11 protein-coding genes are annotated in these 14,976 nt (G+C 40.4%); 1 reads left to right on the plus strand and 10 read right to left on the minus strand.

Features of this window, described 5'->3' with window-relative positions:
* Positions 1–158 precede the first annotated feature (158 nt).
* The 5 genes from NXV01_RS18060 to NXV01_RS18080 form a co-directional block, all read right to left on the minus strand.
* Complete coding sequence (locus tag NXV01_RS18060) at positions 159–1,328, minus strand: phosphatidylinositol-4-phosphate 5-kinase (RefSeq protein WP_148367393.1); 1,170 nt, start codon at positions 1,326–1,328, stop codon at positions 159–161.
* Between the two features lie 85 nt (positions 1,329–1,413).
* Complete coding sequence (locus NXV01_RS18065) at positions 1,414–2,697, minus strand: pitrilysin family protein (RefSeq protein WP_259023012.1); 1,284 nt, start codon at positions 2,695–2,697, stop codon at positions 1,414–1,416.
* Positions 2,698–2,701: 4 nt separating this feature from the next.
* Positions 2,702–3,454: a 3-deoxy-manno-octulosonate cytidylyltransferase gene (gene kdsB / locus NXV01_RS18070; RefSeq protein WP_195650664.1), complete on the minus strand. Its 753-nt coding sequence runs from the start codon at positions 3,452–3,454 to the stop codon at positions 2,702–2,704.
* Positions 3,455–3,841, minus strand: coding sequence for a 2-amino-4-hydroxy-6-hydroxymethyldihydropteridine diphosphokinase (locus NXV01_RS18075; protein ID WP_148367554.1), 387 nt, complete (start codon positions 3,839–3,841; stop codon positions 3,455–3,457).
* 4 nt (positions 3,842–3,845) lie between these two features.
* Complete coding sequence (locus NXV01_RS18080; protein WP_122138474.1) at positions 3,846–6,170, minus strand: transglycosylase domain-containing protein; 2,325 nt, start codon at positions 6,168–6,170, stop codon at positions 3,846–3,848.
* A gap of 227 nt (positions 6,171–6,397) precedes the next feature.
* On the opposite strand from NXV01_RS18080, the gene NXV01_RS18085 reads away from it, so the two are divergent.
* Positions 6,398–8,149 (plus strand): ATP-binding protein, encoded by a 1,752-nt coding sequence (locus NXV01_RS18085; protein WP_259023013.1) that lies wholly within the window; start codon positions 6,398–6,400, stop codon positions 8,147–8,149.
* Positions 8,150–8,235: 86 nt separating this feature from the next.
* On the opposite strand, the gene NXV01_RS18090 is transcribed toward NXV01_RS18085, so the two are convergent.
* From NXV01_RS18090 to NXV01_RS18110, 5 genes are all read right to left on the minus strand, one after another.
* Entirely contained in the window at positions 8,236–8,328 is a 93-nt protein-coding gene (locus NXV01_RS18090) for a smalltalk protein (protein ID WP_004295819.1), read from the minus strand.
* A 68-nt stretch (positions 8,329–8,396) separates the two neighbouring features.
* A complete protein-coding gene (locus NXV01_RS18095) occupies positions 8,397–8,921 on the minus strand; it encodes an HU family DNA-binding protein (protein ID WP_122138472.1) in 525 nt (174 codons plus the stop codon).
* Between the two features lie 162 nt (positions 8,922–9,083).
* Positions 9,084–10,658: an ATP-binding protein gene (locus tag NXV01_RS18100; protein WP_259023459.1), complete on the minus strand. Its 1,575-nt coding sequence runs from the start codon at positions 10,656–10,658 to the stop codon at positions 9,084–9,086.
* A gap of 13 nt (positions 10,659–10,671) precedes the next feature.
* Positions 10,672–12,237, minus strand: a complete 1,566-nt coding sequence (locus tag NXV01_RS18105) for an ATP-binding protein (RefSeq protein WP_259023014.1) — start codon at positions 12,235–12,237, stop codon at positions 10,672–10,674.
* Between the two features lie 296 nt (positions 12,238–12,533).
* Complete coding sequence (locus NXV01_RS18110) at positions 12,534–14,972, minus strand: polysaccharide biosynthesis tyrosine autokinase (protein ID WP_259023015.1); 2,439 nt, start codon at positions 14,970–14,972, stop codon at positions 12,534–12,536.
* Positions 14,973–14,976 lie beyond the last annotated feature (4 nt).

Below are 14,976 nucleotides of genomic sequence, written 5' to 3' on the forward strand. Positions count from 1 at the left end.
ATAGGTGATAAATGATAGTTGATAGTTGAAGTTACTTTCAACAGGAAATTATAAAATGGATAATGACCGCTTTGGGTTATTATCCATTTTTCTTTGTACCATAAAAAAGAGGCCACGCAATGCGCAGCCCACTCCCACTATCATTTATCACCTATCATCTATTGAAGTCTTCCAAATTTATAGGTTCCTTTTTTAATCACTTTCCCATCCTTATCTGTTTCTACAAAGGGACCATTCTTCTTTCCTTGTTTGAAAAAGCCTTCGAAGCGATTACCATCTTTGTCGATTTGTACGCCTTGTCCGTCTTCCAATCCATCAACAAAGCCACCTTTATATTGCATACCAGCAACGGTTTTCAGAGTACCCTGTCCATTGGGACGGTTATCTTTCCACTCACCATCATAAACATCGCCATTGCTCCATTTATAGACTCCCTTACCATCACGTTTGTTATTTTTCCAGCTTCCTTCATATACAGCACCATTCGCCCAGGTAAAAGTACCTTTTCCGTCTTGCATGCCATTTTTGAAATTACCAACATATTTGTCACCGTTAGCGTGATAATAAACTCCCTCACCGGTACGTTCACCTAAGAGATAAGAACCTTCATAACGATCGCCCGTATGAAAGTAGTAAGTACCTTTCCCATGTTGGATATCATCTGCCCAGTCACCGTCGTATTTATCTCCATTGGTATATTCAAACACCCCTTTTCCGTGACGGACATCATCTTTCCAGTCTCCTTCATACTTACAGCCGTCGTCCCAGTTCATGATACCTTTGCCATTCTTCTTATCATTTTTCCAGTGACCGGTATATTGGGCACCATTCGCCCAAGTGTATGTACCTTCGCCTTCACGCTTATCATTCACCCATTTACCTACATACAAATCACCGTTATGATAATACATTGTTCCTTCACCATGCTGATAGTCCTGATACCACATACCGTCGTAACGGTTATTATTCATAAAATAATAAATACCCTTTCCATGCTGCTGGTCCTGAAACCACTGTCCTTCGTACTTTTCTCCGTCGGGAAACATATAAATTCCATATCCCTCACGTTTTCCCTTCACATATTCTCCTTCAAAGACATCACCGTTTTTAAAGACAGTTTTTCCTTTTCCATTCGGTTTTCGTCCTTTCATTTCTCCCGTATAGACACTGCCATCCTTAAAAGTATAGTTGCCAATCTTTATTTCAGTGGAGAATGTATCTTTAATTTTTCCGAAAAATCCGCCTTTTTTTCCTTCATTTTCTTGTGCCATCACTCCCTCTTGTGCAAGAAGAGCCAGCAAAAGTGTAGTATATAGATATTTCCTCATTGGTTTTAGTCGTTACTCATTTTAGAATTACAATTTGGACAAAGATACAATTTCTATCCCAAACAGCCCACTTTCGGAAAGCAAATTATGACAACTTTTTACCTGCAATGACCTCTTTTAATGTCTCTTTGCACAAATAGCGCTGTGCCAAATCTTGTATTTCCATCGGAGTAACCTCATTCACAGCCAGCAGAGAACGTGAAAAGTAGTCATCATCCAGCCCGGAAGTAGCAATGAAGATCCACGCATCCGAAAGTGAGAAAGGCGACTCATAACTACGGCACATTTCTCCCAACATATAGTTGCGCACAATAGTCAGTTCTTCGGCTGACACAGGTTCCTGATGCAGGCGGTCTATTTCATGGTACACTTCCTGTATCAACGGTTCCACATATTCATTATCCGTTTCTGTCGAGATAGCCAACAGTCCGCTATCCGGATAAAACATGATTCCTGCCGAAATACCATAAGTATATCCCTTCTCTTCACGGATATTAGACATCAGCCGACTGCCGAAATAACCTCCAAATAAAGTCATCAGTACCCGAAGTTTCAAATAATCAGGATGATTACGGGTAATGGTCGTATATCCCATCTTCACAGCACTCTGCATAGCATCTTCACGCTCTGTAAAAATCCTCTTTTCGGGAACAGCAGTAAAAGGAAAACTTAATCTCGACACCTGCTGCTGATGTTGACCGAAAGAAGTGCCGAATGTATCTGTCACCCGACTGATAATATCCTCCGTCACCTTGCCGGACAAGAATATAGAGCAATTACCCGAATGATAATACCGTTCATAAAATTCACGGAGCACTTCCGGAGTGATGGCATGATAATCTTCCTCCACCACAATTTTACCACATGGATGCTGTTCACCGTAAAGTGACTGCAACAGGCTGCGGTGTGCCAGAAAATCAACTTTGGAAGTATTAACCAGATATTGTTGGATATTGGTATCGAGAATAGTATGCAATTCCTTCTCCGGGAAAAGCGGTTCTTTAATCATGGATTCCACCACCTCCAATGTTTTCGCCAAATACTTATTCAACGAATAAACAGTGATATATGCATATTCCGACGAACTGGACAATTCGAGCCATGAGCCGTAATAATCCAGTTTTTCGGCAATGGTAGCAGCCGTATATTTTTTCGTGCCTTCGCGCAGCATCCGGTTCGTAAACAGAGCTTGCAGTTTCTGCGACTGCTGCCAGCGTCCCCCGGCAAAAAGCACATCTATGCGTACCACTTCCTGTTCACCCGCATTAATAACAGTCAACGGAATGCCGTTTGGCAACGTCATTCGAACAGGAGGAAGTATACGAAAATTTTTCAGGGTTTGTATTTCAGGTTGTATCGTACGATCCATAAGATTAACTTCTATTCTTCAAAAAATCTTCTGCCCGTTCCAAGTCTTGCGGCGTATCAATTCCAATAGTTTCCACTTCACTGATACCTACCTTTATTTTGTATCCGTTCTCCAGCCAGCGAAGCTGCTCCAAAGATTCGGCCAACTCCAAAGAAGACTGTGGAAGCATGGTAATCTCTTTCAGCACCTCTGTACGATAAGCATACAATCCGATGTGCTTGTAGTAGGTATGTCCCTTCAACCAGTCCTGTTTCTCGGCATTACGCTGATAAGGAATGATAGAACGGCTGAAATAAAGTGCATTCCAGTTCTTGTTGACTACCACTTTCGGTGAATTCACATTTTCCAGTACGGCAAACGGTTCATCGGCAGTAAAAGGCTTCACCAATGTAGCAATCTGCGTGGTTACATCCTCGAAGCAAGCCTTTACCGCATCCAGTTGTGAAGGCTGAATAAAAGGCTCATCTCCTTGTATATTCACTACGACGTCAAAATCACCTCCAATCTTGGTACAAGCTTCATAACAACGATCCGTACCACTTTTATGGTGAACGGAAGTCATCACAACCTTTCCCCCGAACGCCTTAACGGCAGCTTCAATGCGTTCATCATCCGTAGCTACATAGGCGTCATCTAAAACGCCTGCCACCTGTTCGTATACACGTTGTATGACTGTTTTTCCGCCTAACATAGCCAACGGTTTCGCAGGAAAACGAGTGGATGCATAGCGGGCAGGTATAATTCCAAGAAATTTCATCTACTTAATAAATAATGAAGAATGGAAAGCTGATAATGACTGTTGTATATATCCCCTTTGCCAATCTTCCGGTTTTAATATTTTGTTATCATATAAAAGCATGTCAATATCCAGACATACTTTTTCCTCTTTCTTATCCTCCGGACGACGCCCGGACCTCTGTTCTATATCTTTCAGCATTTTCCTCACCGTCTCTTCATCCTTATCGGAATAGAACAGAGCCACTTGGTTGGAAAACAGAGCCGGATTCTTAAAAAACAAAGGTTTAGTTTCCAGTTCGGGAGCAAAACAAATAGAAGAGAACGATTCAGTCAACTTCTGTCTGGCAAAAGTCAGGTTCTCTTTCCTATTGTAATTACTCCCTATGCAAACAATATACTTGTGCACTTCTTTAATTGAACAGATCGTCCAGTCCTCTTTCTTCCACTTCGCCATCAGGAGTTTCCGAACCGGCACACGGGTCAAATCCTTCAGGAAGTTTGAATCTCTCCTGCTGGTCATATCCTAAAGTCGGGTCATCATATACTTTCTTCATATACATCGCCCAGATAGGCAAAGCTGCAGCAGCCCCCTGTCCATAGGTCATTCTACCGAAGTGAATATCACGTTCGTCCCCTCCTACCCAACAACCGGATACCAGTGAAGGAGTAAATCCCATAAACCAGGCATCGGAGTTATCATTGGTCGTTCCTGTTTTTCCACCCATATCGGCGGTAATTCCATATCGACGAACACGTCCACCCGTTCCCTCATTGATAACGGCACGCAGCATAACCAGCATCTTGTAAGTGCTCGACGCGCTTATCACTTCTTCCATTTGCGGTGCAAAAGTAGAAATGACATTGCCATCACTATCCTCAATGCGAGTAACGAACAATGGAGCCACCCGGATTCCCTTATTGGCAAAAGCCGTGTATGCGCTGACCATTTCACCGACAGAAATTTCACAAGGTCCCAGACAAAGTGAAACCACCGGATCAATTGCTTTATTGCGTACACCGAAACTATGGATCAAGCGTACCAAATCATACGGATTCAGCTTACCCATCAGGTATGCAGAAATCCAGTTATCGGAGTTTGCCAATCCCCATTTCAGAGTCACCATTTCTCCATAACGCTTATCATTTGCATTACGTGGTGTCCAGGGAGTCCCATTCTCATCAATCAAAGTTTGCTCTACGTGGCGTGCCTGGTCGCAAGGAGAAAATCCGTTCTCCATTGCCAATGTATATAAATACGGTTTAATAGTAGAACCTACCTGACGACGTCCCACCATCGCCATATCATACTGGAAGTATACATAATTCGGTCCACCCACATAAGCCTTCACGTGTCCGTTTGCCGGATCCATTGACATAAATCCTGTCCGCAAGAAAGATTTATAGTAGCGGATTGAATCCATCGGTGTCATAATCGTATCTTTATCACCCTTCCAGGAAAAGACAGTCATTTCTTCCGGTGTATCGAACGCCTTACGAATCTGTTGTTCCGAAGCTCCCGCCTCTTTCATGAGGCGATAACGTTCCGTTTGTTTCATTGCTTTCGTCAACAACTCTTCCACTCGTTTTTCCGGCAGTGATCTTGCATACGGGGCATTCTTACTTCCCTCTTTTTCCTTGAAGAATACAGGTTGCAGATAATCACCCAAATGCTCTTTTACAGCATCTTCGGCATACTGCTGCATACGTGAATTGATAGTTGTATAAATCTTCAATCCATCTGTATAGATGTTATAATTTGTACCGTCTTTCTTCTTGTTTTTCGCACACCAGCCATATAACGGGTTAGTTTCCCAAGCGATAGAATCCTCATAGAATTTCTGCATTTGCCAACCACGATAATCACTTCTTACCGGTTTCGGTGCTGTCATGACGCCACGGAGATATTCGCGGAAATAAGTAGCCAGTCCCTCTTTGTGGTCAACACGATTATATGTCAGTTTCAACGGAAGAGCCTGCAAAGAATCACATTCTGCATCTGTGATATATCCGGCTTTACGCATCTGCTCGAGCACCACATTACGACGGCCACGGGAACGTTCGTTGAAACGAACCGGATTGTAGAGTGACGGATTCTTACACATACCCACCAACGTAGCTGCTTCTTCAACCTTCAAGTCCTTCGGTTCACAGCCAAAATAGGTATATGCAGCAGTTTTGATACCAACAGCATTATTCAGAAAATCAAATTTATTGAGATACATACTCAATATTTCCTCTTTGGTGTAGTAACGTTCAAGTTTCACTGCAATCACCCATTCAATTGGTTTTTGGAAAAGACGCTGAAGTGTATTTCTCGCCACATTTTCCGTAAACAACTGTTTAGCTAGCTGTTGCGACAAGGTACTACCTCCACCTGCATTTTTCTGAAACATCAAACCACGTTTCACAAATGCACGGAACAACGCTTTGGCATCAATCCCGGAATGCTCGACAAAACGAACATCTTCCGTTGCAATAAGAGCATTGATAATGCTGGGTGACAAATCCTTGTAAGCCGTGTACACCCGGTTCTCCTTGCTGTAAGACCATGTACCAAGCACTTTCTCATCTTCAGAAAAAATCTCCGTTGCAAATTTATAGCTCGGATTCTCAAGTTCCTCTACAGGAGGCATATAGCCAATCCAACCCTTTGAGATAGAGACAAAGATGACAACAATAGCCAACACAACGACTGCCAAAAATATCCAAAGAGCTTTTATTATTTTTCGAATCATGTTTTTTCTCGCTTAAAATAACGCATTTAATTAAGGTGCAAAGGTAGATAAAATCCGCTATTCAGCCAACGAGTTTGATTAGATTTTCTATTTTGTTAAAATATAGAGCGATACTCCTAACAAATAGCACGAAACAAAAAGAAAGAACGTTTGTTTGGGAAAATAGCGGAAAGAAAGTATCTTTGTATACACTTATTCAAAGTGCATTCATATAAAAGACATTAATTATGAAATATGTATCATCAGACAGGAAGTTGTTACCTTATGGTATGATGAACTTCGAGGACATCCGTTTGGATAATTATTATTACGTGGATAAAACCTCTTACATCCCCTTGATAGAGCAATCAGATCGTTTTTTCTTTTTTATCCGCCCGCGCCGATTCGGAAAAAGTCTGACTTTGAATATGCTTCAACATTATTATGATGTACGTGCCAAAGAAAAGTTTGACGCTTTGTTTGGCGATCTTTATATTGGAAAGCATCCCACAAAGGATCGCAATAGCTATCTGGTAATAAAATTAAATTTCTCGGGAATAAGTGGAGATTTACACAGCTACCGCAAAGGTCTGGACGAACATTGCAGAATCGTATTTGACTATTTCTGCGACGTTTATGCTGACTACTTACCTGAAGGAATCAAAGAAAAAATGGACGAAAAAGACGGAGCCGTCAGCCAATTCGAATATCTGTTTACGGAGTGCGCCCGTGTCAATCAAAAGATTTATCTCTTCATTGATGAATACGACCATTTCACCAATACAATACTCTCTGATGTCGACAGCTTAAACCGTTACACTGATGAGACACACAAAGAAGGTTATTTACGTGCTTTCTTCAATAAAATAAAATCCGGCACAGACTCCAGCATTAAACGCTGTTTTATCACTGGTGTCAGTCCCGTGACAATGGATGACTTGACCAGCGGTTTCAATATCGGCACTAACTACTCATTGTCACCAAGATTCAACGAACTGATGGGATTCACAGAAAGTGAGGTTCGCGAAATGTTAACTTATTATTCTAATACAGGGCATTTCAATCATACCATCAATGAGTTGATAGAAATCATGAAACCATGGTATGACAATTACTGTTTTGCACAGGAATGCTATGGTAAAGATACGATGTACAATTCCAATATGGTGCTTTATTTCGTCAAAAATTATATAGAATATAACGGTGAAATACCGAAAGATATGGTAGAAGACAACATCCGTATTGACTACGAAAAATTGCGTATGCTCATCCGCAAAGACAAGGAGTTTGCGCACGATGCTTCCATCATACAGACTTTAGTAAGCCAAGGATACATCACTGGAGAAGTGAAAAAAGGATTCCCAGCCGCCAGTATTATTGATCCGGACAATTTCATAAGCCTACTCTATTATTTTGGCATGCTTACTATTAGTGGCACACATGAAGGAAAGTGCAAACTCACCATTCCCAATCAGGTAGTTCGCGAACAACTTTACACCTATTTGTTGAACACTTACAATGAAGCCAACTTAAGCTTCAGTAATTATGAGAAAAATGAATTATCCAGTTCGCTCGCTTATCGAGGTACCTGGAAAGCTTATTTTGACTACATAGCTGATTGCCTGAAACGCTACGCCTCCCAACGCGACAAGCAAAAGGGAGAATTTTTCGTGCATGGTTTCACGCTAGCCATGACTGCACAAAACCGGTTCTACCGCCCTATTTCGGAAGCAGATACACAAGAAGGATATGCTGACATCTTCTTATCTCCATTATTAGATATTTATCCGGATATGAAACACAGCTACATAATCGAGTTGAAATATGCTAAATACAAAGACCCCGAAAATCGTGTGGATGAATTACGATTAGAAGGTATCGCTCAAACCAACCGTTATGCTGATACAGATACAGTAAAAAATGCTATTGGCACCACACAGTTGCATAAGATTGTTGTAGTATATAAAGGAATGGAAATGAGAGTATGCGAAGAAGTGTAGCTCTCTTATTATATCTAAACACAAACAGGCGGGATTTCTCCCGCCTGTTATTCATTCATAAATATACCTATTTATAAGATAATCAATTACAACGTTGCTGCCTGCACACCAACCACTCCGGCAATCGCACCGGCAACAGCAATAATCACTTTCAAAATAATACTCCACGTTTTTTTCATAGACATTTCTTTTTTTAAATTAAACACTAAATGGACACTCTAACCGTCAACTATTAATTGTCAAGGCATTAAGCTGCGGGATCCGGTGCCTCTCCACCATCATCACCATCATCTCCACCATCTTCGCCTTCACCCGGTTTTTCAGGATTTGTGGGAGATACAGTAACACTAATTTTCTTCAGATATTCATCCAGACTGATCAGGTCTAACTTCTCATCTGCACGGGTAGCAGTTTTGGTGACACGCAACTCTTTATTGGCTTGGAAAAAGATGCGAACACTATCCACACTCTTAGCATTAACATCCTTCGCCAACTCCGCACCCTTGGAACGGGCAGTCAACATAAACACACCCAAACCTTCGATATTTATTGATTTACCTTCCAGCAATTGTTCCTTCATTTTTTCCACAAAATTCTGGATTACGCTCTTAATATCACCGACAGACAGCGAAGAACGATCCTGCATTTTCTGTGCAATATATTTCAGATTGACGGACTGACCTAAAGTGATCAGATGCGGATAATATCTCTTAGGAGAATTGGGAACACGCGGATCTGTTGGCCGCGTAATGACTTTGTAAATTACACTCATACTACGTTTTTTTAAAGATTTAAATTCAAGTTTATTTATTCACGTTTTGTTGATCAACAATGCAAAGGTGAAGCTTTTATTCCGGATAGAAAAGAAAAAAGCCCCTTACGGAGCTATTTTCATTTACCTAAGTATATAATAAACTATAAATCAACAATATAATCAGCATCCTATAATCTTCCAGTCCCCAATCGTACACCGTTCGCTATCAAAACTGACAGCCACCTTTACAACAGGCAATCCACATAAAGCAAAGCGTTCCGGATAATTCTTCAAATCAATTTGCTCCATCGCTTCACCCGCACTTTTATCCAATTTCAGTTCCATCACATACAATGTAGTCTTCGTACGAAGTACTATATCTACCCGTCCACGAGGAGTACGAACTTCCACATCCACATAATACCCCAACAAACTGAATATGATATAAAAGACCTGCTGATAGTGTCCTTCGAACCTTGTATTGTCGCAGTAGGGAATCGTAGACAGAAATTCCTGCAAACGGTGTAAAGCAGCATCCATATCACCATTCTGAATATCATAAAAAAGATATGCCACCATGGTAGTTGCTTCAGGTGTCTTGTTATCTACATAATAAGGAAGAAGGCTCTCCATAAGTCCTAGTCTTACTTCTTTATTGGGAATATCCAGCGTATAAAGATCTAGCATCTTATTATAATCCTTAATAGTGATATACCCACTTTGGTACAATAAAGGCACTGCATCAGTCATCGTTTCAGTAGGAGCATCGAAAGCTGAGGACTTTAGTTGTTTACATCCAATTTCGGAAGGTTTCACTCCGAATTTATTCAACATCTTAATCAGATATGTAGGAGTACCGCTACCAAACCAATAAGATCCAAATTTTCCATCAGCAAAAGCATTTAGCAAACTGAAAGGATTATATATATCGGGCGAAGGAGATGTGAAATGATAACCATCATAATTTTCTTTCAATTTCATCAAAGCCTCTTCAGGTGTTATCTCCAATTTCTTTGCCAATTCTCCCAAATCATCCTTCATTTGCAAACGTATCTCATCTTCACTAATTCCACAGATAGCAGCGTATGGCTCATCCATACTAATATTCTTTATATTATTCAACTCACTAAAAATACTTAGTTGGGAGAATTTGGTAATACCAGTCAGAAATACATATCGCAAATAAGGATCACAAGCTTTTAACGGACTGTAGAAGTTACGCATGATATTACGCAATACATCCAGGTTTTCCCATTCGTGCACTACATCCAGTAGAGGAGCATCATATTCATCAATAAGCACGACCACTTTCTTGCCGGTTTGCTCATAAGCACGTTTTATCAGTCCCATCAAACGCTGATTGGGATTAACCTCCTCCTCCAGCCGTCCATAAATCTGTTCATAACCATATAGTTTCAGATTCAATTCTTGGAGCAACTGTTCACTATCCGCATGTTTGGCAGTACTCATATCGAAGTGAAGTACCGGATATTCCGTCCACTCCTTCTCCAGTTTCTCCATAGCCAATCCATGAAACAGCTCCTTACGTCCGGAAAAATAGCTATGCAGCGTGGAAGTAAGTAATGACTTCCCAAAACGTCGTGGACGGCTCAAAAACATATAGCTGGAAGCCGAATGAGTCATCCGGTAAACATATTCCGTTTTATCAATATAGAGGTAATTCCCCTCCCGTATCTTCGAGAATGTCTGTATCCCGATAGGATATAGTCTTTGCAAATCTTCCATATCAACCATATTTTTCACATACTTAAGCATTTATAATCTCCCAGCCCCCAATCGTACACCGTTCGCTATCAAAACTGACAGCCACCTTTACGACAGGCAATCCACATAAAGCAAAGCGTTCCGGATAATTCTTCAAATCAATTTGCTCCATCGCTTCACCCGCACTTTTATCCAGTTTCAGTTCCATCACATACAATGTAGTCTTCGTACGAAGCACTATATCTACCCGTCCACGAGGAGTACGAACTTCCACATCCACATAATACCCTAATAAACTAAATATGATATAAAAGACCTGCTGATAGTGTCCTTCATATTTCGTATTATCGCATTGCGGTATAGTGGACAGGAACGTTTGCAAACGGCGTAATGCAGTATCCATATCCCCATTACGGATATCACGGGAAAGATACGCCACCATTGTCGTGGTTTCCGGAGCTTTACTACCGACATAATGTGGAAGAAGACTTTTCATCAGGCCTATTCTCACTTCCTTATTAGGAATATTCAATGTATACAAGTCTAATTCCTCATCATAATTCTTAATAGTGATATAGCCACTTTGATATAGCAGCGGGATAATACTTGTCATCCTTTCTGTTGGTGCATCAAAATCCTCGACCGAAACCCTATTATTTCCAATTTCGGAAGGTTCCACGCCAAACTTCTTCAACATATTTATCAGATACGTAGGCGTACCGCTACCAAACCAATAAGATCCAAATTTTCCATCTGCAAAAGCATTTAGCAAACTGAAAGGATTATATATATCGGGCGAAGGAGAAGTGAAATGATAACCATCATAATTTTCTTTCAATTTCATCAAAGCCTCTTCAGGTGTTATCCCCAATTTCTTTGCCAATCCTTCCAAATCATCCTTCATTTGCAAACGTATCTCATCTTCACTAATTCCACAGATAACAGCGTATGGCTCATCCATACTAATATTCTTTATATTATTCAACTCACTAAAAATACTTAGTTGTGAGAATTTAGTAATACCAGTCAGAAATACATAACGCAAATAAGGATCACAAGCTTTTAACGGACTGTAGAAGTTACGCATGATGTTACGCAATACATCCAGATTTTCCCGTTCATGTACTACATCAAGCAGAGGAGCGTCATATTCGTCAACAAGCACTACCACCTTCTTACCTGTTTGCTCATAAGCACGCTTAATAAGATTGACTAAGCGTAGATTGGCATCCCCCTCTACTGTGTTAATAGCAAACGTACGTTCATATTCAGCAAGCATAAAATCAAGAAGACGTTCCAATCCTCCTTTATCCACATGTTTCGCCATACTCATATCGAAGTGAAGTACCGGATATTCCGTCCACTCCTTCTCCAGTTTCTCCATAGCCAATCCGTGAAACAGGTCCTTGCGTCCGGAAAAATAGCTATGCAGCGTAGAAGTAAGTAATGATTTCCCAAAACGTCGTGGACGGCTCAAGAACATATAACTGGAAGCCGAATGAGTCATCCGATAAACATATGCTGTTTTATCAATATAGAGGTAATTCCCCTCCCGTATCTTCGAGAATGTCTGAATCCCGATAGGATATAATCTTTGCAAATCTTCCATATCAATCATATTTTTCACAAAGCTACTAAAAATTATCCATCAGTCATTGCTTTACAAAAAAAATATCAACTATCTTCACAGACCGTTGATATCATAGAAATCACATCGGATTTACACCGACATGAGGGCGTTGATCAGGAATACACCGCTGTGTATTTCCTGACCACAAAATGTAGGGATCTTCATGTGTGTAGCATGAAGTTAGGGACCTACATGTTTCATCTCACTTTTGTGTAAAGTATTATAAACCACTCTATAACATTATTAATTTAAAAATATTTTGGTTATCAATAGATTTATTCTTCCTTACCAGATTGTTCTCCATATCCATAACCATAGCCGTATCGTTTACCATAACCATAATACTTACCATATTTACCATAACCGTAATAATAACCGTACTTTCTTCTCTTTAAATCCAGACCATTTATTACAGTACACAGTTTAGGCAATTTATTATTTTCAGCAAGTTCGTTAATCAAAGTATACTCATTCTTGTGGGTATAGTCTGCACGACAGACATAAACAGATAAATCAGCTACACGTCCTATCAGTAATGTATCAGTTACCATACCGACAGGAGCAGTATCCAGAATTACATATTCAAAATTCTTCTTGAGCGTTTCAATCGCTTTATCCAAGCCATCACGGGCCAGTAATTCAGTCGGATTAGGAGGAACTGTTCCACCAGGAAGAATATACAGATTCTTACTGACATCGGAAAGCTGTACCAAATCCATCAAATTCTTTTCCGGATTGGCCAAATATTGAGTTATACCTTGTTCTCTTTTTGATATATTGAATACTTTATTCAAACCTGGCTTGCGGATATCAAGGCCAACGATTACTACTTTCTTCCCCAATAAAGAAAGACTAATAGCGAGATTACCAGAGATAAAGGATTTACCTTCACCACTGACTGTGGAAGTAACCAAAATCACCTTCTTGTCATTTCCAAGCATAAACTGAAGATTCGTTCGGACATTGCGGAAGGTTTCACTCATCAGGTTGTTTTGATTCTCAAACACAGCAATAGCGCCCTGTTTTTCATCAGTTAATGGGATATCACCAACAATAGGTAAACTGGTAAGTTTCTCCACATCAGAACGACCTTCAATTTTGAATTTGGTTAATTCGAGCAGATAAATAGTACCCACAGGGATTCCAACTCCTAACACTAAAGCGATCAGATAAATCATCTTACCTTTAGGAGATACGGGAGCATCATCCGCTATAGCGTCATCTATAATCTTTGCATTATTGGCTGTAGCAGCCAGAGTTATAGCATTCTCTTCACGCTTCTGAAGCAACATCAGATAAAGCCCAGCCTTTATCTCCTGTTGACGCGCAATACTCACAAACTCGCGTTCTTGCCCAGGTGCCTCACTGATACGACGGGAATAACGATTCGCTTCACGATCCAAATCCGCCTTTGTGATAAACAATCCACGCAAAACCCTGTCTAAAGATACTTGGACATTCTCTTTCATTGCATGAATACTCATATCCAGATTTACAATGGTAGGATTATTCTCCGTTGATGTACGCAGCAAACGTTTTCTCTCAATAAGCACATCATTATAACGGTTGATGGCAGCCGCAAGATTCACATCCTGCAATCCGATATTACTAGGCAGAACCTCATAACCTTCATTCTGCATATATTTCTGCAAATCCTGCAGCAGATTAATCTGGGTTTGATTTTCCACACGCTTCTTTTCATATTCAGCACTACCCGTCAATGCGATCTGTGCATCACTGGTCAAATCTGTAATACCTGCCCCACGTTTGAAACTTTCCAGATCCTTTTCCGTACTACCCAACTCTTTGGAGATTATACCAATACGTTCATTGATAAATTCAGCTGTTTTCTGCGCCACTTCATTCTTATCATTATTCGTATTGATATTATACATTTCCAATAGCTTATTGATAAAATCCTTGCCGCGTTGTACATTTGAATTTTTCAATGATATGACGGCCACAGAAGTGGTTTTAGAAGTAGGTTCAATAGTCATATTCTTGCAATACCCTTTCGCTACAGCCAAAGGCTTATTAATTGTTGCCGTAATATTACGTGTAGTCTTTTCCGAATCTGTAGTTTCTTCCAATGTTCTTTTAGAAGACAATACAGAATCCGGTGTCAGAAAGAAGGCCAATGTTCCCCGTTCAGTGGGAAAAACAGCCGGCAACTTCTCAAAATGTTTCTGATATTCATCATCTTCAATCTTCACATTCACATCCAGACTTCCTTGTGGTTGTAATGTCATCTCCACAATCATTGGTTTCTCCAGCAAATCAGCTTCCTGTGGAGTCAAGCTCACTTGCACAGGCGAAGTCTTATATATGTTTCTGGAAGGAAATTCATCCTTATCTGTATAAGAGATATAGAGGCCCAAATCTTCAACCACCTCTTTGACGATAGTCTTGGAACGGAGAACTTCAATCTCGTTATCAATATTCTGAGAAGAAGAGACCATACCATCCAATCCCAGACTCTCCAATCCGGAAAGCATTCCGGCACTCCCCCCTTTTTTATCATCCTTTATTAAAACCGTAGCGGAAATATTATATACGGGAGTGGATATATAAAGATAGACCCATGCCGCGATCAAACACGCCACAACCGCACCCACAAACCAAGGCCAGTGGATCAAATACTTAAACAGCAATTCCTTAACGTCTATATTTTCATCATTAGACTCTTTTGCTTCGTTGAAATCTGTTTCTTTCATTGCA

Source organism: Bacteroides sp. BFG-606, from assembly GCF_024788145.1.
GTDB lineage: Bacteria > Bacteroidota > Bacteroidia > Bacteroidales > Bacteroidaceae > Bacteroides > Bacteroides vicugnae.

Bases quoted from the DNA above. Each gene is read 5' to 3' on its own strand.
- NXV01_RS18060 (WP_148367393.1), bottom strand. From the start codon at position 1,328: ATGAGGAAATATCTATATACTACACTTTTGCTGGCTCTTCTTGCACAA.
- NXV01_RS18065 (WP_259023012.1), bottom strand. From the start codon at position 2,697: ATGGATCGTACGATACAACCTGAAATACAAACCCTGAAAAATTTTCGT.
- kdsB (WP_195650664.1), bottom strand. From the start codon at position 3,454: ATGAAATTTCTTGGAATTATACCTGCCCGCTATGCATCCACTCGTTTT.
- NXV01_RS18080 (WP_122138474.1), bottom strand. From the start codon at position 6,170: ATGATTCGAAAAATAATAAAAGCTCTTTGGATATTTTTGGCAGTCGTT.
- NXV01_RS18085 (WP_259023013.1), top strand. From the start codon at position 6,398: ATGAAATATGTATCATCAGACAGGAAGTTGTTACCTTATGGTATGATG.
- NXV01_RS18090 (WP_004295819.1), bottom strand. From the start codon at position 8,328: ATGAAAAAAACGTGGAGTATTATTTTGAAAGTGATTATTGCTGTTGCC.
- NXV01_RS18095 (WP_122138472.1), bottom strand. From the start codon at position 8,921: ATGAGTGTAATTTACAAAGTCATTACGCGGCCAACAGATCCGCGTGTT.
- NXV01_RS18100 (WP_259023459.1), bottom strand. From the start codon at position 10,658: ATGGTTGATATGGAAGATTTGCAAAGACTATATCCTATCGGGATACAG.
- NXV01_RS18105 (WP_259023014.1), bottom strand. From the start codon at position 12,237: ATGGAAGATTTGCAAAGATTATATCCTATCGGGATTCAGACATTCTCG.
- NXV01_RS18110 (WP_259023015.1), bottom strand. From the start codon at position 14,972: ATGAAAGAAACAGATTTCAACGAAGCAAAAGAGTCTAATGATGAAAAT.